Source organism: Rubricoccus marinus (assembly GCF_002257665.1).
Classification (GTDB): Bacteria; Bacteroidota; Rhodothermia; order Rhodothermales; family Rubricoccaceae; genus Rubricoccus; species Rubricoccus marinus.
Map to the genome: position 1 here is coordinate 1,292,097 of NZ_MQWB01000001.1, position 18,553 is coordinate 1,310,649.

The 18,553-nt window shown below is 70.2% G+C and carries 14 protein-coding genes; 7 read left to right on the plus strand and 7 right to left on the minus strand.

The features are described from left to right. Positions 1–43: 43 nt before the first annotated feature. From BSZ36_RS05285 to BSZ36_RS05310, 6 genes are read right to left on the minus strand one after another with little or no spacing between them, the layout of a single operon-like run. Positions 44–709 carry a response regulator transcription factor gene (locus BSZ36_RS05285; RefSeq protein WP_094546712.1) on the minus strand — a complete coding sequence of 222 codons (666 nt, stop codon included), beginning with the start codon at positions 707–709 and terminating at the stop codon, positions 44–46. A 1-nt stretch (position 710) separates the two neighbouring features. Next, positions 711–2,318, minus strand: coding sequence for a sensor histidine kinase (locus tag BSZ36_RS05290; protein ID WP_094546714.1), 1,608 nt, complete (start codon positions 2,316–2,318; stop codon positions 711–713). Positions 2,319–2,340: 22 nt separating this feature from the next. Then, a complete protein-coding gene (locus BSZ36_RS05295) occupies positions 2,341–3,531 on the minus strand; it encodes a universal stress protein (protein ID WP_094546716.1) in 1,191 nt (396 codons plus the stop codon). Then, positions 3,528–4,460 (minus strand): universal stress protein, encoded by a 933-nt coding sequence (locus BSZ36_RS05300; RefSeq protein WP_094546718.1) that lies wholly within the window; start codon positions 4,458–4,460, stop codon positions 3,528–3,530. The genes BSZ36_RS05295 and BSZ36_RS05300 overlap by 4 nt, the downstream gene beginning before the upstream one ends. 4 nt (positions 4,461–4,464) lie before the next feature. Further along, complete coding sequence (locus BSZ36_RS05305) at positions 4,465–4,968, minus strand: hypothetical protein (protein WP_143536775.1); 504 nt, start codon at positions 4,966–4,968, stop codon at positions 4,465–4,467. 5 nt (positions 4,969–4,973) lie between these two features. Continuing rightward, positions 4,974–5,921 carry a universal stress protein gene (locus BSZ36_RS05310; protein WP_094546721.1) on the minus strand — a complete coding sequence of 316 codons (948 nt, stop codon included), beginning with the start codon at positions 5,919–5,921 and terminating at the stop codon, positions 4,974–4,976. 224 nt (positions 5,922–6,145) lie between these two features. Here BSZ36_RS05310 and BSZ36_RS05315 point away from each other — a divergent pair, with 224 nt between their 5' ends. The 4 genes from BSZ36_RS05315 to BSZ36_RS05330 all read left to right on the plus strand — a co-directional run bounded on the left by BSZ36_RS05315 (position 6,146) and on the right by BSZ36_RS05330 (position 11,717). Next, positions 6,146–7,156: an Acg family FMN-binding oxidoreductase gene (locus tag BSZ36_RS05315; RefSeq protein ID WP_094546723.1), complete on the plus strand. Its 1,011-nt coding sequence runs from the start codon at positions 6,146–6,148 to the stop codon at positions 7,154–7,156. Further along, the gene (locus BSZ36_RS05320; protein WP_094546725.1) at positions 7,153–8,043 is read left to right on the plus strand and encodes a universal stress protein; all 891 of its coding nucleotides are present in this window, start codon (positions 7,153–7,155) and stop codon (positions 8,041–8,043) included. Before BSZ36_RS05315 ends, BSZ36_RS05320 begins: the two co-directional genes overlap by 4 nt. Further along, a complete protein-coding gene (locus BSZ36_RS05325) occupies positions 8,040–10,034 on the plus strand; it encodes a heavy metal translocating P-type ATPase (RefSeq protein WP_094546727.1) in 1,995 nt (664 codons plus the stop codon). Before BSZ36_RS05320 ends, BSZ36_RS05325 begins: the two co-directional genes overlap by 4 nt. 159 nt (positions 10,035–10,193) lie before the next feature. Beyond that, complete coding sequence (locus BSZ36_RS05330; RefSeq protein WP_094546729.1) at positions 10,194–11,717, plus strand: M20/M25/M40 family metallo-hydrolase; 1,524 nt, start codon at positions 10,194–10,196, stop codon at positions 11,715–11,717. A gap of 216 nt (positions 11,718–11,933) precedes the next feature. On the opposite strand, the gene BSZ36_RS05335 is transcribed toward BSZ36_RS05330, so the two are convergent. Further along, positions 11,934–14,402, minus strand: coding sequence for a M14 metallopeptidase family protein (locus BSZ36_RS05335; protein ID WP_094546731.1), 2,469 nt, complete (start codon positions 14,400–14,402; stop codon positions 11,934–11,936). A gap of 117 nt (positions 14,403–14,519) precedes the next feature. On the opposite strand from BSZ36_RS05335, the gene BSZ36_RS05340 reads away from it, so the two are divergent. The 3 genes from BSZ36_RS05340 to BSZ36_RS05345 all read left to right on the plus strand — a co-directional run bounded on the left by BSZ36_RS05340 (position 14,520) and on the right by BSZ36_RS05345 (position 18,468). Continuing rightward, on the plus strand, positions 14,520–15,758 hold the full coding sequence (locus BSZ36_RS05340; protein ID WP_094546733.1) for a BaiN/RdsA family NAD(P)/FAD-dependent oxidoreductase: 1,239 nt from the start codon (positions 14,520–14,522) through the stop codon (positions 15,756–15,758). 230 nt (positions 15,759–15,988) lie between these two features. Continuing rightward, positions 15,989–16,183 carry a PID-CTERM protein-sorting domain-containing protein gene (locus tag BSZ36_RS20135; protein WP_425442634.1) on the plus strand — a complete coding sequence of 65 codons (195 nt, stop codon included), beginning with the start codon at positions 15,989–15,991 and terminating at the stop codon, positions 16,181–16,183. Positions 16,184–16,251: 68 nt separating this feature from the next. Beyond that, a complete protein-coding gene (locus BSZ36_RS05345) occupies positions 16,252–18,468 on the plus strand; it encodes a T9SS type A sorting domain-containing protein (protein WP_094546735.1) in 2,217 nt (738 codons plus the stop codon). Positions 18,469–18,553 lie beyond the last annotated feature (85 nt).

Below are 18,553 nucleotides of genomic sequence, written 5' to 3' on the forward strand. Positions count from 1 at the left end.
GCCGTGCCGAGCGCCGTCTCGCCACGCCTCTGGCGCCAGAGGCCTACGCCTCTGGGCTACGCCCGGCGCCCTCGCCCTCCACCCAGGCCACGGCGTGCTTCATGAGCTCGGTCCCGTTCGCGAGACCCAGCTTTGTTTTGATCCGCGCCCGGTAGCTCTCGACGGTTTTGACGCTGAGGTGCAGCCGCTCGGAGATCTCGCGCGATGGAATCCCGCGCCCGGTCATTTCGAAGACCTCCAGCTCGCGGTCGCTCAGCACTTCCAGCGGCGACTGCGTCGCGTCCTTGCGGCCCATCGCGGCGCCGAAGAGCAACTTGTCCTTGAGCTCTTCCGAAAGGTGGATGCCGCCGCGGAGCACGCGCCGGACCGCGCCCACGATCTCGTCGCCCGCGCGGAGCTTGGAGACGTAGCCTCTGGCGCCTGCGCGGACGGCGCGCTCGGCGTAGAGCTCCTCGTCGTGGCGGGAGACGACGAGAACGGGGAGGTCGGGGTCGCGCGCGAGGAGGTGCTTGAGAAGCTCCAGGCCGTTCATGCCCGGTAGCGAGATGTCCACGATCGCGAAGTCGGGCGCGGCGCTGTCGTAGAGGTCGAGCGCCTCTTCGGCGTCCGAAGCCTGAGCGGCGATCTCGAGGTCGGGCTCGGCGCCGAGCGTCATCGCGAGACCCTGGCGCAGGAGCGGGTGGTCGTCGACGAGGAGGATGCGGGTCATGTCAGGCAAGGGAAAGGGGAACGGTACAGGTCACGACCGTCCCGCGCTCGGCGCCCGGACGGATCTCCAGCGTGCCCCCGGCGAGGTGCGCGCGGTAGTGCATGATGCGGAGGCCCATGCCGCGGTGGTCGGCCGGGCGCGCGGGGGCCGAGACGCTGCGCGTGACGCCAGAGGCCGCGTCGCTAGAGGCCCGCGTGGGGGGCGCCTCTGGCGAGAGCCCATCCTCGGTTTCGAGCACGCCACCTGGGCGCAGCGACTCCTTAAAGCCGACGCCGTCGTCCTCGACGCGGAGGCGGAGCTGGTCCGCTCCGCGGATGAGGCGCACGCGGATGGACTGCGCGCGCCCGTGCTGGGCGGCGTTGGAGACGGCCTCTTGCGCGATGCGGAACAGGTGGGTGGCGGCGACGCCGGAGAGCGCGGCCGCGCCGTCCACGCCCGAGCCTTCGGACTCCGCGCGGACCTCGGCGCCGTACAGCTGGCGGGCGCGCTCGGCCATGCGCTCCAGCGCCGCGGCCAGGCCGTTCTCCTCCAGCTCTACCGGCACCAGCGAGCGCGCGATAAGGCGGGCGTGGGCGTCGGCCTCGTCCACGACCGCGACCACGTGGCGGGCCGCCTCGGCCGAGCCGGAGTCCTCGCGATCGAGCTGGCGCACGAGGCCTCTGGCGAAAAGCCCGATGCCGGTCAGCGTTTGGCCCAGCCCGTCGTGTAGGTCCTGGCCGATGCGGCGGCGCTCGTCCTCGGCGATGCGGAGCACCTCTTGCTCCAGCGCGCGCCGCTCCGAGATGTCGCGCACGAGGCCGACGAACATCCGCGCGCCGCTCGCGAGGCGTACCTCGCTGACGGCGAGGTCCATCGGGAACGTCGCGCCAGAGGCCCGCCGTCCGGTCACCTCGCGGCCGATGCCGATGATGCGCCGCACGCCCGTCTCCAGGTACGCGCCGATGTAGCCGTCGTGCTCGGAGTGGTACGGCTCGGGCATGAGCACGTGGATGTTCTGGCCGCGAACGTCGGCCTCGTCGTAGCCGAAAATCCGCTCCGCGCCGGGGTTGAACGTCTCGATCCGGCCGCGCTCGTCGATGGTGATGACGCCGTCCACCGAGGTCTCGACGACGGCACGGGCGCGGTCCTGGCTTTCGGCGAGGTCGTGCCTCTGGCGGTCCAGCGCGAGGCGCGAGTGCAGCACGGACGCCGCCGCGCGGACGAACGCTTTCTCGTCGTCGTCCAGCCGCCGCCCGAGGACGGCCAGGAGCGCCAGAGGCTCGTGCTTGGAGCCGATGCGCAGCAGCGTCGCCGGGCCGCCGAGCCCCGGCAGGTGCTCGGACTCGACGGGCGCGTCGTGCGCCAGCGCCTCAGCGTACGGCCCCTCGAACGCGATCGCGGCCTCTGGCGGCTCAATGCCAGAGGCGACGACGAGGTGGAGCGCGCGCGTCCCGGCGTCCAGGTTGCCGCCAGAGAAGACGGCGGCGCCCGCGCCGAGCGCTTCGGCGACGGCCTCGACGGTGGAACGGGCCAGCACGTCGGCGTTGCCAAAGGCCGCGTCTGCGAGCGCAGCCGTGGCGAGCTCGGCGAGGGGGACGGCGAGGTCCGGGCGGAGGGCGTCTAAACTCATGCGGCCAAGCTAGGACAGACGCTCACGCCGGGATCGCGAGCGGCTCGGCCTCGATCCGCTCGCGCGCGCCGTCGCGCCGGATCACCTCCAGCGTGAACGGCTCCTCCCCGCCGCCGCCCGAGAGGCGCACCGCCAGAGGCCGCACGATGCGGTGGTCCATCCCGTCCGCCAGCACGTCGATGGCGTCGTCGTTGGGGTCGTAGGCCAGCCCATGCAGGCGCACGCCGTTCAGCAGCGTGCCTCTGGCGTCCTGGCCCACCACGCCGACGGTGACGGCCCAGGGCGCCGCTTCGGCGCGCTCCGAGAGGCTTTCGAGCGTCGTGCCCCAGCTCTCGCGCGCCAGAGGCGCCGAGCGGGTGAGCGCGTCGCGGTCGGTGATCGCCAGAGGCCGCGCGCCGAGCGGGAGCGTGAGCACGGAGACGGGTGAGCGCCGCACGATGGCTTCGGCGACGCTGCCGAAGAAGGTCCGGCCCAGTCCGCTGCGGCCGTGCGTCCCCTGCACGATGAGGCTCGCGCCGATCTCGTCCGCGAGCACCAGCACGTCGTGCTCGGGCGAGCCCGCGCGCACGAGCGCCTCGCTCGCGATGGGGAGCGTCACGCGCTCGCGCATCCGCTCCGCCATCGCCTCGCGGGCGTCGCCCACCAGGCGGTCCAGCCCCAGGTCGCCGATCTCCATCGCGTAGGGCGCGGGCAGGATCACAGGCTCGACGGCATGGAATGCGACCAGCCGCGTGCCCAGCGCGTGTGCGAACCCGGCGGCCGTCTCGATCACGTTCGCCTCGTCATCGCCGAAGGCGACCGCTGCGATCACCGGGCCGCGCGCGAAGGAATCGGCCTGTGGCCCGACGGTCAGGACGGGACAGGGCGCCCGCCGGAGCACGTATTCAGCGGTGCTGCCCAGGACCATCCGGTCCCAGCCGCCCCGGCCGTGCGTGCCCATCACGATGAGGTCGGCCGATATTTCGGCGGCATACGCCACGATGGCTTCGCCGGCCGAGACGGCCTGCCGCGTGATCGCGATCCGGTTTTCGTCCGTCATCTCGCGGACCACATCGGGAGAGCGCTGGAACCGTCCCGCCGGGGGGACGAGCTCGACGTGGAACTCGTGGAGGGTGCCGCCGTGGCGCGAGGCTAGGTTTTCGCCCAGCGTGAGCGCTTTGGTGGCGATGTCGGAACGGTCCGTGGCGACGAGGAGGGTCTGGATCTCGATCATGACAGGAGGGAAGGGAGGGTGCCTACGGGGCAGATCGTGGTGGGTGCGAGATCTGCGGCCTTGATGGTGAGCACGGGGCAGGTGGCGCGCCGCAGCGTGGCCTGAGCGACGCTGCCGAGCACGGCCCGGCCCAGCCCTCGCCGCCCGTGCGTGCCCATGACCACCATGCCCGCGCCGATGGAGTCGGCGAAGTGGGGGATCACGCGTGAGGGGTCGCCCATGAGCGCGTGAACGGCACGCGGGTGCGCCTCGCCGCCGAACTGCTCCAGCCTCTGGCGCACGCGGGCGTCCTCCTCGGGGTCGTAGTCGACGACCGAGAAGTAGTCGGGCACGAGGTCGGGGTAAGGGCCGGCGGTCCGCACGACGTGGACGAGCTCAATCGGCGCGCCCGTCTCCGCGCTCAGCGCGCGGGCGACCGCCAGAGGCCGCTCGCTCGTCGAGGAGAACTCGATGGGCACGATGATCGGCGCCTCGGGGCCCGGCGCCACGCCCATCGCGCCAGAGGGGACGGTGAGGACGGCGCACGGCGCGCGCACCACGCACGCCTCGGCCACGCTCCCGAGCAGCAGCCGCCCGACGCCCGTCCGCCCGTGCGTGCCCACCACCAGCAGGTCGGCGCCAGAGGCCTCGGCGTAGTCCAGGATCACGCTCTGCGCCGACGTGCCGCTGGCGACGGCAACGGTCGGGCCCATCGCGTCCAGCGCGTCGCGCGAGAGGCCGAGCGACTGCGCCACGAACGTCTCCACGCGGACGCGTTGCAGGGTGTGCGGGCCGTCTTTCAGCCCCAGATCCATCCGGAACACGATCTGGGCGTACAGAATGTGGAGGTCGGCGCCGGTGCGCCGGGCGAGGTCTGCGGCGAGCCTGAGCGCGGGGGCGGAGGCCGGCGAGAGGTCGGTCGCAACGACGAGGGTTTGGAGGTCACGCATGGGGTTAGAGTTCGGGCGCCAGAGGCCTCTGGCGAGTGGCCCACCAGCGCCCGCTCGTGGGAATCGTGTCGACGCTCGTCGGGAGGGAGTCGAAGGCGCCGGTGATGCCGTCGCCGCCGAGCGTGCCGACAAAGTGGGTTTCGAGCGGGAGGTCCCACTCGGGGTCGTCGTAGGGCCGGAGCACCCCTCGAACCGTGACCGAGTCCACCTCCACAAGGTGCAGCGTGAGCACGACGGGTTCGGGCGCGGGGTCCTCTGGCGTCGCGACGGGGACCATCACGAGGCGCGTAACGGCGTGCGCGTCGCCCGCGGTGAGTTCGAAGCGGAGCGTGCCGTGACGGCCGGTCTCGTCGCTGGTGTAGCCGCCCTCCCAGACGCCCGCGAGCCGGGCCACGTCATCGGCGTGGCCGACCACGGGGACGGGGAGTTCTTGGGCGCGCGGGGCCTGCCACGCCAACAACATGCCGATGGCGAGAGCAAGCGCGAAGCGAAGGGAAGAGCGTGACATGGCGGCTAGGCGGTAGCGGACGTGTATTCCGAGGGGTCGCCAGAGGCCTCTGGCGCCAGCAGGCTTCGCGCGACGAGCACGGGCCGTGCGGCCGCGCGCACCACGCCGCCGGCGACCGAGCCCAGGAGGGCTTTCGCCACGCGCCCTTGCTGACGCGGCGCGACGAGGATCAGCTCGGAGTCCAGCACGTCGGCCACGCGGCCGATGACGGATGCCGGGGAGCCGCGCTCCACGTACACCCCGGGATCTTGGAATCCGGCGCTCTCGGCCGCCGCGCGGAGAGCCTCTGTGGCGCGCTCGCGGACGGTCGGGACGATGTCCAGGACGGCATCGTCCAGCCAGCCGATGGGATAGGGGAGGGGCTCCAGCACGTGAAGTAGGTCCACCTGCTTGGCCCCCACCTCACGCGCGAGGTGCCGCGCGAACGCCAGAAGCGACGCCGTGCCCTCCTGCAGGTCCACCGGCACGAGGATGCGCCGCGCGGGGTGCGCCGAGAAGGGGATCGTCCGCGTCGGCGCCACGAGCACGTCGCACGGGGCCGTCTGCGCCAGCTCTTCCGCCACGCTGCCCAGCATGAAGCGCCGGAGGCCGCGCCGACCATGCGTGCCCGTCACAATCACATTGGCGTCGATCTCCTCGGCGTACGTCAGCACCGCTGGCGCGACGGCGTACGAGTACCGGATCGCGCGCGACACGCCAGAGGCCGCCTCGCCTGCGATCTCCACCTGCTGGCGCAGTGCGGCGCGGAGGCCGTCCTCGTGAGGGCCGCTGGCGTGCGTGCCCCCGCCGAATGGCCCTGTGACGCCTCCCAGGTCCCCTGGCGCCAGAGGCGTCGGGCTGGCCACGTGCAGCAGGTACACCTCGGCGCCCGTCTTCCGCCTCAGGGTGAGAGCCATGCGGAGGGCCTCTTGCGCGAAGTCGGAAAAGTCGGTCGGGACGAGGAGACGGCGCATCAGAGGGAGGGCGGAGCGTGCGCACAAAGTGGGGTGCGGCAGCTGCGGCCGGAAGCGGGGGCAGACGCGGAGCCATGCCGGGGCCAGCCGGGCATCTCGCGCGCCGTGTGCGGGATTCCCCCACACGACGAGCCCCGTCTGGAGCACGCCGCCTCTGGCGGGAGCCGCGCCAGAGGCCGGACTCTGGCCCCGTAGGATGGCCTCACTTCCACGCGATCTCTGCCATGACCCGTACGTCCCCCCGCGCCGCGACCGACGCCGACTTCCCCACCGGGGCGCCTCTGGCGGAGCAACTCGAAGCGCTCCTGAACTGGGCCGTCCTCGCGCCGAGCGTGATGAACACCCAGCCGTGGCGGTTCGCCATCGAGAAAGAGGCGGTGTTGCTCTTTGCCGACCGCACGCGGCAGCTCACGCACGTCGATCCCGAGGGGCGAGAGCTCATCCTCTCGTGCGGGGCGGCACTGTTCACCCTGCGGCTTGCCGCGCGGCACTTCGGGTTTGCGACGGTCGTGGAGCGCATGCCGGACCCGGACCGGCCGGACCTCCTGGCGCGCGTCCGCCTGGCCGGCGCGGCGCGCGCCACGGACCACGAAGAGGCGCTGTTCCGGGCCGTCAAGCACCGGCACACCAACCGGCGCCGGTTCGCCGACACGCCGCTTCCCTCGGGGCTTCTGCGCTTTCTCCAGAACGCGGCCGAGGCGGAAGGCGCGCGCCTCACGGTTGTAGAGAAGCGCGAGGACAAAACCGAGATCGGGGCGCTCGTGGGCGAGGCCGTCCGGCTTCAGGGCGCCGACCGCGCGATGGCCGACGAACTCCACGCTTGGCTCCGCGGCAACCAGGACCCCCGCGTGGACGGCGTCCCGGACCGCGTGCAGGCGGGCCTGGACCGCGTCTCGTACCTACGCTCCGATCCCAGCCGCTTTGCCCGGCAGGCGGAAACGCTCGCGGCCACGGCGCCCGCCCTGCTCCTCCTCTCTACGCCCGACGACTCGCCTCTGGCGTGGATCCGGGCCGGCGAAGCGCTCCAGCACGTCCTCCTCTCGGCCGCGCTGCATGAGGTCTCAGCGTCCTACCTGAACCAGCCCGTCGAGGTGCCGCCTCTCCGCGGCCGGCTCGCGGTGTTCGCAGGCGGGGAGCGGCCCCACGTCCTTTTCCGCGTCGGCTTCGCCGCCGACCTGGGGGGCTCCCAACGCCGCGGCGTGAGCGACGTCCTGACCAGCCCCGCCTCACCATGACCGATCCCTCCATCCGCCGCATCCTGTTCCCGACCGACCTCTCGGCGTGTGCCGAGGGAGCCTTCACGCACGCGGCGTGGCTCGCGGATCGCTTCGGGGCCACGCTGTACGACTTCCACGTCCGCGAGACTCCCGGATTCCCGCCCTTGGACTGGGTGGACGACCTCGTGGTCACGGCTGAGGACGTGGCCGCCGACCTCGGGCTGCCTCTGGCGCCAGAGGCCGAGCCGCTCCGCCCGATCGACCTCGTGCATGAGGAGCGAGAGGCCTCCGACGTTGCGGCGGCGATCCTGCGCTACGCCGCCGACCTCCCGGCCGACCTGATCGTGATGGGCACGCATGGGCGAAGCGGCGTGGCGCGCGCCCGCCTCGGGAGCATCGCCGAGGCTGTTGTGCGGCACGCTCGCTGCCCCGTCCTCACGGTCCGGCCGGACGCCAACGGCGGGGCGTCGGCGTTTCGGGAGATCCTGGTGGCGCTGGATACCGCCGATCCCATCCCGCCAGAAGCCGCGTGGGCGGCTCGGCTCGCCCGCGCCTATCACGCGAGGCTGCACCTTCTTCGTGTCGTCGCTCCCAGCCTTCTCCATCCGCAGGCGTCTGAGGCGTCGCGCCGGGCGCATCTCGGGCTCGGACGGCTAGAAGGTCAACTCGGCAGTGAGGGAGTGCCGGCGGTCGTGTCCCGGGTGTGCGAAGGAGACCCGGCAGCGGTGATCGCGGAGACGGCTGAAGAGATCGGGGCCGACCTCATCGTGGTGGGCAGCCACGGCCGCGAGGGGGTGCGCCGGGCGCTTCTCGGTAGCGTCTCGGAGACCGTGATCCGGCACGCCCCGTGCCCCGTCTTTGTCGCCAGGCACCAGGGGGAGGGCTCTGCCGCCAGGATCGAATGACACCATCGCGCTCCGTGTCTACTCCACCGCCAGAGGCCGCACCGACCGGGCCTCTGGCGGTGGGGTGGCGGCGCGAGGCCGTGTTCGTGGCGCTCGCGCTGACGGGCTTAGTGGTGGGGTTCGCCGCCGAGCGAATGGGGATGGGGCCTCTGGCGTGGGGCGCATACGCCGTTTCGTACGCGTTCGGCGGCTGGGACGGGCTCCGCGCCGGGCTGGGCGCGCTGCGCCAGAGGCGGGCGGACATCGACCTGCTGATGATCCTCGCGGCCGTGGGCGCGCTGGCCATCGGGGCGCCGTTCGAGGGCGCAATGTTGCTGTTCCTGTTCTCGCTCTCGAACCTGCTCCAGGACATCGCGCTGGGCCGTAGTCGCCGGGCCATCGGAGCGCTGATGGACCTCCGGCCCGACGTGGCGCTTGTACGTCGCGATGGCGCACTCGTCGAGCTTCCCGTCGGGGAGGTCGAGATCGGCGAGACGATCCGGCTGAAGCCCGGGGACCGCGTCCCGCTGGACGGGGAGGTTTTGACGGGCCGGAGCCTGCTGGACCAAGCCTCGCTGACGGGGGAGAGCGTGCCCGTCGAGAAGAACCCCGGCGACGCCGTGTTCGCGGGGACGGTCAACGGCGGCGGTGCGCTGGACGTGCGCGTAACGACGGCCGCTGGCGCCTCCGCCATCGCGCGCGTGATCCAGCTCGTGGAGCAGGCGCAAGGCGAAAAAGCCGAAACGCAGCGGCTCCTCGACCGGTTCGAGCAACCGTACGCGCTGGGCGTGATCGCGCTCACGCTTATCGCCATCGCGCTTCCGCCTCTGGCGTGGGGCGAGGCGTTCCGCCCGGCGTTTTACCGCGCGATGACGCTCATGGTCGCCGCGAGCCCGTGCGCGCTCATCATCTCGACGCCAGCGGCCGTTCTCAGCGCGATCGCTGCCGCGGCACGGCGCGGCGTGCTGTTCAAAGGTGGCGCGTATGTCGAGGCCGCTGGGACCGTCCGCGCCGTCGTGTTCGACAAGACGGGCACGCTCACAACGGGCCAGCACCGGCTGACGGACGTGGTCGCGTGCGAGGGCGAACGCGCCGACGAGGTGCTGGCATTGGCCGCGTCCGTCCAGGCATCGAGCGAGCATCACCTGGGGGCGGCGACCGTGACGGCCGCGCGCGAGCACCGGCTCGACGTTCCCCTCGCCAGCGGCTTCCAGGCAAGCGTCGGCCGCGGAGTCTCGGCGGTTGTGGACGGGCGCGAGGTCGCCGTCGGCAACGCGCGGTTCTATGCCGAGCGCCGCGTCGCACGATGGTCCGACGCGCAGCGCACCGTCTCGCGCCTGGAGGCGGAAGGCAAAACCGCCGTTGTCGTCGCCGTGGCCGAGAGCGGGCGGCCTCTGGCGCCAGAGGCCCCTGACGAATCCGAGACGGAAGGGGTCGTGGGATGGCGCGCCATCGGCGTGACCGCGTTCGCGGACGCGGTGCGGACCGGCGCGCCAGAGGCCATCCGTCAGCTTCGCGAGGCTGGCGTGGAGCGCATCGTGCTGCTGACAGGGGACAATCGCGCCGTCGCGGAGGCGGTCGGGCGAGCGGTCGGCGTGGACGCCGTGGTGGCGGAGGCGCTGCCGGAGACGAAGGTGGACCTGGTGCGGAGCCTCCAGGCGTCGGTCGGCCCGGTGGCCATGGTGGGCGACGGCGTCAACGACGCGCCGGCGCTCGCCGCGGCCACGCTCGGCGTCGCGATGGGCGCCGCCGGCACCGACGCCGCGCTCGAAACGGCCGACCTCGTGCTCATGGGCGACGACCTCCTCGCGCTGCCCTTCGCGCTCCGCCTCAGCCGTCGCGCGCGGCGGACGCTTGCGGTGAACCTCGGTGTTTCGCTCGCGGCCATCGCCGTCATGGTGATGCTGATCCTGACCGTCGGCCTCGCGCTGCCCATCGCGGTGGTGGGGCACGAGGGCAGCACCGTCCTCGTCTCGCTCAACGGGCTCCGGCTTCTGGCGGTCCGGCGCTAGCGCCAGAGGCCTCTGGCGTGGAGAGGTCGTGAGTCCTGAGTGACGGGTTTGGGCGGTGCATCTCGTGCCCGTCCTCTCGGTCGCCAGAGGCCCGCCGCGCGCTCCCCGCGGCTGGCTATTTTCGGGCACGTCCCGTTCCCGCACGCACCCCGCTCTCCCATGCGCATTTCCGCTTTCCTCCTCGCCTTCGTGCTCCTCGCGCCCGCGGCGCTGGCCCAGCACTTCCCGACCGACGACCCCGTGATCCGCGCGATCTACGCCGAGGGGATGGAGAACTCCCAGACCGAGCCTCTGGCGCACATGCTCGTGGACGTGATCGGGCCGCGCCTGGCGGGCTCACCCGGACTGGAGCAGTCTCAGGCGTGGCTGCTGGAGACGTACGGCGAGTGGGGGGTGACGGCGCGTAAAGAGGAGTACGGCACGTGGAACAGCTGGCGGGCCGGCGCCCTCCACGCCGAGATGACCTCGCCGCGCGTCCAGCCGCTCGTCACAGAGATCATGGCCTGGAGCCCCGCAACCAACGGGCCCGTGGAAGGCGAGGTGGTGATGCCGCCCGCCGGCCTCACGCCAGAGGCCGTCGATGGATGGCTCGCGACGCTCTCGGGCAAGTTCATCCTGTTGGACGCGCCGGAGCCGATGTGCCGCGCGATGCAGGAGTTGGAGGCCAACGCGCGCCCCGAAACCATCGAGCGGCTGGAAGCGCTCCGTGGCGAGCTGCGCCAGGAGTGGCGGGGCCGCCTGCAGGCGCTCGGCCGGGATGGCCTGCAGCGTTTGGAGGCCGCGGGCATCGCGGGCACGCTGAACTCGCGGTGGTCCGGCGGTTGGGGCGCCAACAAGGTGTTCAGCACCACGAACCAGCGCGCCGTGGCCCTGGACGTGTCCTGCGAGGACTACGGGCTTCTGGCGCGCCTGGCGGCATCCGGCCACACGCCGAGCATCCGCGTTAACGCCGAGGCCGAGGCCTCTGGCGTGGTCCCGCAGTTCAACGTCATCGCGGAGATGCGCGGGACGGAACTGCCCGACGAGTACGTGCTGATGAGCGCGCACCTCGACTCCTGGCACGCCGCCACGGGCGCGACCGACAACGGCACGGGCACCATCACGATGCTGGAGGCCATGCGCATCCTGAAGGAGCACTACCCCAACCCGCGCCGGACGATCCTCGTCGGGCACTGGGGCGCGGAGGAGATGGGCCTGATCGGCTCGGGCTCGTTCCGCGAGGACCACCCGGAGGTCGTCGCGGGCCTCCAGGTCGGCTTCAACCAGGACAACGGGACGTGGCGCTTTGAGCGGATCGAGGGCCAGGGCTTCCTGGACACCGCCGAGCACCTCCCCAAGTGGATGGCCGCCGTCCCGACCGACATTCAGGCTCAGGTGACGGTCGAGGTGCCGGGTGAGCAGAACAACCGCGGCAGCGACCATACCTCGTTCGTCTGCGCCGAGGCGCCGGTTCTCCGCCTGCAGTCGCCGTACGACGAGTACCGGCAGTACACGTGGCACACGAACCTGGACACGTACGACAAGATCGTGTTCGACGACCTCAAGCAGAACGCCACGCTGACCGCGATGCTGGTCTACATGGCGAGCGAGGACCCGGAGCGGATGACGCGCGAAACCGCGAACCTGCCCGGAGACCGCGACTTCGGCCCGTGCCGCGCGCCGCAGCGCGAGCCCCGGAACTGAGTCTGAGGGGTTGAGGGAGGTAAGCGTGTGAGGGGCGGTCTCGCCAGAGGCCGCCCCTTTCGTGTTTCCGGGCGAACGCTTCGCAAGAGGCGGGCGGACCCATGCCTGCCGTCGCGGAGAAGACGCGGAAGCCTCTGGCGCCAGAGGCTCCGGCGGCGCGGCCTCTGGCGTTGAAGAGGGGAGAGGCGAACTCCTCCCCGCCGACACTCCCGCGATTTACTCCGCGCCCAGGCCGAAGACGGCGTTGGCGAACAGCAGTTCGCCATCGCGCCAGAAGCCGCGGAAAAGGGGCGAGTCGAGCAGGTAGACCACTTCGCCGCGGCCCATGTTTTCGACGCCGAAGACGAGGGAGTCTTCCAACCGCTCCTGCGCCACGGTCCCGGCGAAACCGGCCGCTGGCATGCCCGATCGGACAACGCCGACGTTCCAGCCGCTCGTGAGGAAATCGTACGGCGAGGCGTCGCGCTTGAGCACGTACATCCAGTCCGGGTAGCCGTACGCGAGTGGGTGGGAGTCGTCCAGTTGCACGCGGTAGACGGCGCCAGGCGTGTCGCCAGAGGCGCGCGTGCGGGCGCTGTCCTCGTAGCGACGTAGGCGCGACGCTGCAGAGGTGTCGGCGGCAGGAGCCTTGCGCGCGGTCAGACCGAAGCCCTCTCGGCCCGCGAGACGTTGCGCGGCGCCCTCCATCGCGATGAGTCGGCCTCCGGCGCGCACCCAGTCGCGGAGATCCTTCGCGCGGTCCTCCGATAGCCAGGAGCCGTAGCCGCCGTCGGGGAGGATGAGCACGTCCACGTCGTCGAGGTCGGCCGTGCTAAAGCTGCCGGCGCCGAGAAGCGTGAGCGGGTAGGCCCACGTCTGGTCGAACAGGCTCCAGACCTCACCCAGCGCCGTCGGCGAGACGGGCGATTCCGTCAGCGCCGCCACGACGGGCGCGCCGACGAACCCGACGCGGTTGGAGCCGAGATCGGCGCCAGAGGCCGCGCGGCCGGTCGAGAGCGCGACGAGGCGCTGGCCTCTGGCGGCCCGCTGGACGGCCTCGTCGAAGCGCCGCCCCATCCCCTCGTTGCCGGCGCGCGTGACGATGCGGGCGCCTCTGGCGAACCGCTCGCCGTCCACCTCGAACGCCTCCGGCGCCACGCGCACGCTGACGCCATCGCGCAAGAGGCCGGCGACGGCCGCGGCCGCGCGCGGGCCGTCCCAGGGGAGCACGTAGGCGTACGGCGTGGGTCCACCTGCGAACGGCGCCGAAGGGCTCGGCGCAGGCGTCAGCGACGCTACGGACCCGCTCGTCTCCATCGCGTCCAGGCCATAGACGTACGGTAGCGCCCACGCCGTCACGTCGTAAGTGAGGGAATCCGCGAGGGCGGGCTCGGGCTCGAAGAGGACCTTCGCGAGCGCCCCCTGCGGCTGATCCAGCGGGATCACCATGTCGCCGGGCTCGACGGTCCACGTCTCGCGTGCCGGCCTCTGGCGACCGCCAGCGTAGGCGAGCCCGGAAGCCGTCTGCCGCTCCGTCGCCGTATGGTACGAGATGCTCTGCAGGATCAGGAGGTCCACGAGCGCCCGCATCCGGTCGGCCGATCCGCGCACGACGTAGGCCGTGACGCCAGAGGCGTCGGTGCCTCTGGCGAAGTAGTCGGCGAACTCGCGCGAGACGCGCTCGGCGTTGGCGGCCGTCGTGGCGACGGTCGTGAGGCCGGTGTCGCGGTGGTTCGCGATGCGGTCCGCGAGCGTGAGCGTGTCGCCCTCGGCGGTGACGATCGCGAGGCCGGCGCGCCCGCTACCGCCCTGCTCGTAGGTCATCCCGACGGCGCCGTTGAACGTCGGCCACGTGTCGCCGTAGCCGGGGTAGAGGAGGTCGAAGACTTCGCGCGTGAAGTAGAGCCGTCCGTCGGCGTCGAAGGCGCGTGCGTTGCCGTCGCCGATGAGGTCCTGTAGCTCGCGCTGCCACGGCGTGATCGCGGCGTGGAACGGCTCGGCGCCCGGCGCGAAGTAGTACGGGCTGTCCACGCCCTGCTCGTGGAAGTCCACGTGGACGGACGGGAGCCAGCGCTGGTAGACCGCCAGGCGCGCCCGCGTTTCCGGCTGCGTGCCCCACGCCCAGTCGCGGTTGAGGTCGAAGAGGTAGTGGTTGAACCGCCCACCTGGCCAGGACTCGTCGTGCTCCCAGGCCTCTGGCGCGGCGTTGACGCGCGCGCCGACCCTCTGGCGGAAGCCGCTCACGTAGCGCTCGCGGCCGTCCGGGTTCAGGCACGGGTCCATGATCACCACCACACGGTCCAGCCCGGTCTCGGCCGGGTCGCCAGAGGCCAGGCGGTAAAGCGTTGCCATCGCGGCCTCGGTGCTCACGCTCTCGTTGCCGTGCACGTTGTAGCTCAGCCACACGACCGGCATAAGGGGCGTGGCGGCGCCTCTGGCGGACGAGAGGCGCGAGGCGCGGACAGCCTCCACGTCCACGCCTTCGGCCGCGACGGTCAACGTGACCAGCGGGCGGCCCTCGACGCTTTCGCCGTACGTCTCCATCGTCACGCGCGGTGAGGCTTCCGCGACGGCGCCGACGTAGTCGATCACGCGGTGGTGCGGCGTAAACCGCTCGCCGAGCGTGTAGCCCAGAAAGGCCTCTGGCGTGGGGACCTGGGCGGCGGCGCCAGAGGCGAGAAACAGGAAAGCGACGAGACGAAGCACGGAGCAAAAGGGGAGTGAACTCGCGCCAAGCTATCCGCACCGCGCCGCCGGATTCGCGATCTCGTCGTGAGGCGTGCCAGAGGCCCGGGCGATCTTGCGTGGTCTCCCGCTGCTCCCATGCCTTCTCAGTTCGATGTCGTCGTCGTCGGTGCCGGTGCCGCGGGGTTCATGGCGGCCATCTTTGCGGCGCGCGAGGGCGCGAGCGTCCACGTCGTTGAGCGCTCGCGCAAGGGCGGCAAAAAGATCGTCGTGAGCGGGGGGGGGCGGTGCAACGTGCTCCCGTCCGAGGTGGACCCGAGCCGCTACGTCACCGCTTCGTCCGCGCGAACCCTTCGTCGGATGCTGCTGAGCTGGCCTCTGGCGGAACAGCGCGCCTTTTTCGAGGACGACCTCGGCATTCCGCTCGCGATGGAAGCCGAGACGGGCAAGCTGTTTCCCGCCTCCAACCGCGCGACCGACGTGCGTGATGGCCTTCTCGCGGCGGCCCTCCGCGCTGGGGCCACGTTCTCGTTCGAATCCAGCGTGTCTGGGCTCACGCCGCCAGAGGCGAGAGGGGGCCTCTGGCGCGTCGACATCGCGAACGGCGAGCCACTTGTGTCGACGCGCGTCGTCCTCGCGACCGGTGGCCTCTCGGTCCCCAAGACCGGCTCGGATGGGTTCGGCCTCCGCCTCGCCGAATCCCTCGGTCACGCGATGAAGCCGACCTACCCCGCGCTGACGCCGCTCCTGACCGATCCCGCCGTCCATGCGCCTCTGGCGGGCGTCTCCCTGGATGTGCACGTTCACGCGCCCGCCGGCAAGCACGGCATCCGCGCCAGAGGCGGCTTCCTCTTTACCCACCGCGGCTACAGCGGCCCGTCGGTACTCGACGTCTCGCACCTCACGACGCTCGCCCGCGCCAGAGGCGACGCGCAGGAGGTCCGCGTGCAGTGGGACGACTGGGACGCTGACGCGTGGGACCGTGCCTTCCGCGAGCCGGGGGCTGGCCTCGTGCTCACCACGCTGCGCGACCGACTGCCCAACCGGCTGGCTGAAGCGCTCCTCACGGAAGCCGAGGTGCCTGGAGACCGCGCGCGTGCCGATCTCCGCCGCGACGAACGCAAGAGGCTGGTCCGCGTGCTCACGGAGTACCCGCTCCCGTGGACGGGCGACGAGGGCTACAAAAAGGCCGAAGTCACCGGCGGTGGCGTCACGCTCTCCGAAGTCGATCCGGTCACCTTGGAGAGCCGTCGTCAGTCAGGCCTTTTTCTGTGTGGCGAGATCCTCGACGCCTTTGGACCGATCGGGGGATACAACTTCATGTGGGCGTGGAGCACCGGCCGCGCCGCCGGTGTTGCCTCTGGCGCCAGAGGCTAACCACTAGTTTGTCATCCGCTTTGCTTCGCAAGGGGCTGTCAGAGTCTCGCGGTCGGGCGACAGTGCCGGGATAGGGAGAAGCCGGAATATCAGATTGATAACGCCCAAACACGGAAACACGCGTGATCTAAGGCGTATGCTGTCTACTTAAGGTTCTCGCACACCCCGTCTATTACATGCACCTCCGTACTCTCCTCGTAGCCCTAGCCCTCCTGGTGTCTAGCGCTGCCATGTCCCAGAGCGTCCCCGATTGGGCCTCGTCGTCCCAGAGCACTTCCGAAGCGTCGGAGGACAACTTTGGTCCTGGGCCACCTCCCCCGCCGCCCCCACCGCCGAACGTCCCGTTGGATGGAGGCCTTGGGCTTCTCGCGCTCGCAGGTGCTGGATACGCAGCGAAGAAGCTTCGCGCTCAAAAGAACGACTAAACCGACTGACCCGCGACGCGCTCTCAGAAGTGCATCGCGGTTTCGATCTACCCGAACTCAATACCGACATGAAGCGACTTTTACTGTTCCTCTTGGCATTCGTGCCTGCTCTCGCATCTGCTCAGGTAGCAGGAGGGCTCTACATCAGCGAGTTCGATCCAGACCCCTTCGGTGCCGACGGTGGCACGATCGGTGACGGCAACGACGAGTTTGTAGAGCTCTACGCGCCAGGGGCCCCCAACACTGCCCTTACCGGCTACGTGCTGGTTTTCTTTAACGGAAGCGGCGGCGTTTCCTACGCTCGCATTGACCTCGATACCTATACGACTGACGCAAACGGGTTGGTCGTTGTAACGCAGGCAGACTTCCCGGCAAGCCTCCAGAACGGCCCCGATGCCATCGCTGTGTACACCGGGGATGCAGCGGACTTCCCAAACGGAACGCCCGTCACGACTACGAACCTCGTAGACGCTGCGGTGTACTCGCAGGGCAACCAGTCGCGTTCGACGGTGCTCCTCGCTGGTCTCGGCGAGACTGTCCAGTACGACGAGGGCTTCGGTGAGGTTAGCCCAGGCGATGTGTCTTTCCAGCGCCTCATTCGAGACGGAGAGGGCAACGGCATTTCAAAGACCTTCTACGTGTTCGCTCCAAGCCCAGGTGTTAACGGGCCCAGACGTGTAACGGTCGATGAGACCGCTGCCGTCGAAGGCGTTGAGGGAAGCCTCGGGAACAGCGATGATCAGGGCTGGCGCATGCTGGCCATGCCAGGCTTCAACGGAGCGACTCCCTTTGTCGTGAACGACATCGCGGCGGTGAACCTGGTTCAGGGAGTGCCTGCCGGTGCTACAAGCCCTGCTCAGTACCCTGCTGCAGGGGCGAACATTCTTACGAGTGCTCGTGGTGAGAGCACGCAGGATCTCTTGAACTCCTTCGCGCCGCCTACGAGCACCGACGAAGAGTTGCTGCCAGGCGCCGGGTTCTTCTGGTACTTCTATGACCTCGCCACCACAGCCGGCGGAAACGGGACCAGCTTCAGCCGGGACCTCGCGGATCCGAGCTTTAGCCTCGCGTTCGATGTGTCTCCTCCAGACCCATTCATTGATGGGGGAGAGTACGACCTCACGGTTGGTGCAGTGCAGCAGTACATCCCACCAGGTAACCCAACGCCGAGCCCTTCCCCGACGGTGCTTTCGCGGTTCTACTTCATTGGTAACCCGTACGCATACCCGTACGCCCTTGGTGGAGTCACGCCTACGAACAACGCAGACGCAAGCGTAATTCAGGACAACGTGTACATCTGGAACCCGACTGTTGGGACATCGCAGTCGAACAGCGTGACGATCACGGGGTCGTACGAACTGCGCACGGCAACCCCCGCAAACCCGTTCGATAACAACGGTGACGCTTCTGGACGCTTGAACGGGTTCTTCGTTGAGCTTGCGACCAACAGCGATGACGATGTCAACTTTGCTCTGCCTTCTGGTTTCCAGCGGCCACGTATCGCCGCAGGAACGGTTGCCAAGAACACTGTAGAAGGCCGCCTCGCCTTCACGATGGAGGGCACGACGACGAGCGGTAAGGGCGTCCTCGACACGGCCACGCTGTTCCGGTTCTCCGATAACGCGACATTCGAGTGGGACCGGTTCGATGGCACGAACGTGACGTCGATGAACCAGACCTACGCGTTCATCGCGCCGATCGGCGTGAACAACGGCAATCCGTGGGCGCAGGCGGTCTACTCGATGCCGAAGTCGATCACCGAGGCGCACAGCGTACCGATGTCCTTCGTAACGACGGAGGGTGGAACGTTTACGATCACGTGGGACGCGTCACTGCTCCCCACCGGTTGGAACGTCATCCTTCGCGACAACGAGGCGGGCACGAGCGTTGACCTCGGAACGGCTGATCGTTACGAGTTCAGCGCACCCACCACGACCGAGGAGTGGGCCGCTGGCGCAGAGCGCTTCACGGTCGTCATCTCGCCGTCCAACGTCGTCTCCAACGAGCCCGTCGCCTCTGGCGCGATGAAGCTGTCCGCCCCGATGCCGAACCCGGCCTCTGGCGCGACCCGCCTCGTCCTCACCGCTGGCGCTTCGGAGTCCGTGCGCGCCTCCGTTTACGACGCGCTCGGCCGCGAGGTCGCCGTCCTCCACGACGGGCCGCTCGCCTCTGGCGACCAGAAGACGCTCACGCTCGATACGACCTCGCTCGCCGCTGGCGTGTACGTCGTCCGCGCGCAGGGTGAGAACGGTTCGCTGACGCAGCGCCTCACGGTGACTCGCTAGTCGACCCCTCCGACTCGTCGGATCTCGCGCCCCCTGGCTTCGGCTGGGGGGCGCGTTTTGTTTGAGCCTCTGGCGCCAGAGGCGC

What these genes read in the sequence shown, in the direction of transcription:
- BSZ36_RS05285 (WP_094546712.1), bottom strand. Translation starts at nt 709, where the DNA reads ATGACCCGCATCCTCCTCGTCGACGACCACCCGCTCCTGCGCCAGGGT.
- BSZ36_RS05290 (WP_094546714.1), bottom strand. Translation starts at nt 2,318, where the DNA reads ATGAGTTTAGACGCCCTCCGCCCGGACCTCGCCGTCCCCCTCGCCGAG.
- BSZ36_RS05295 (WP_094546716.1), bottom strand. Translation starts at nt 3,531, where the DNA reads ATGATCGAGATCCAGACCCTCCTCGTCGCCACGGACCGTTCCGACATC.
- BSZ36_RS05300 (WP_094546718.1), bottom strand. Translation starts at nt 4,460, where the DNA reads ATGCGTGACCTCCAAACCCTCGTCGTTGCGACCGACCTCTCGCCGGCC.
- BSZ36_RS05305 (WP_143536775.1), bottom strand. Translation starts at nt 4,968, where the DNA reads ATGTCACGCTCTTCCCTTCGCTTCGCGCTTGCTCTCGCCATCGGCATG.
- BSZ36_RS05310 (WP_094546721.1), bottom strand. Translation starts at nt 5,921, where the DNA reads ATGCGCCGTCTCCTCGTCCCGACCGACTTTTCCGACTTCGCGCAAGAG.
- BSZ36_RS05315 (WP_094546723.1), top strand. Translation starts at nt 6,146, where the DNA reads ATGACCCGTACGTCCCCCCGCGCCGCGACCGACGCCGACTTCCCCACC.
- BSZ36_RS05320 (WP_094546725.1), top strand. Translation starts at nt 7,153, where the DNA reads ATGACCGATCCCTCCATCCGCCGCATCCTGTTCCCGACCGACCTCTCG.
- BSZ36_RS05325 (WP_094546727.1), top strand. Translation starts at nt 8,040, where the DNA reads ATGACACCATCGCGCTCCGTGTCTACTCCACCGCCAGAGGCCGCACCG.
- BSZ36_RS05330 (WP_094546729.1), top strand. Translation starts at nt 10,194, where the DNA reads ATGCGCATTTCCGCTTTCCTCCTCGCCTTCGTGCTCCTCGCGCCCGCG.
- BSZ36_RS05340 (WP_094546733.1), top strand. Translation starts at nt 14,520, where the DNA reads ATGCCTTCTCAGTTCGATGTCGTCGTCGTCGGTGCCGGTGCCGCGGGG.
- BSZ36_RS20135 (WP_425442634.1), top strand. Translation starts at nt 15,989, where the DNA reads ATGTCCCAGAGCGTCCCCGATTGGGCCTCGTCGTCCCAGAGCACTTCC.
- BSZ36_RS05345 (WP_094546735.1), top strand. Translation starts at nt 16,252, where the DNA reads ATGAAGCGACTTTTACTGTTCCTCTTGGCATTCGTGCCTGCTCTCGCA.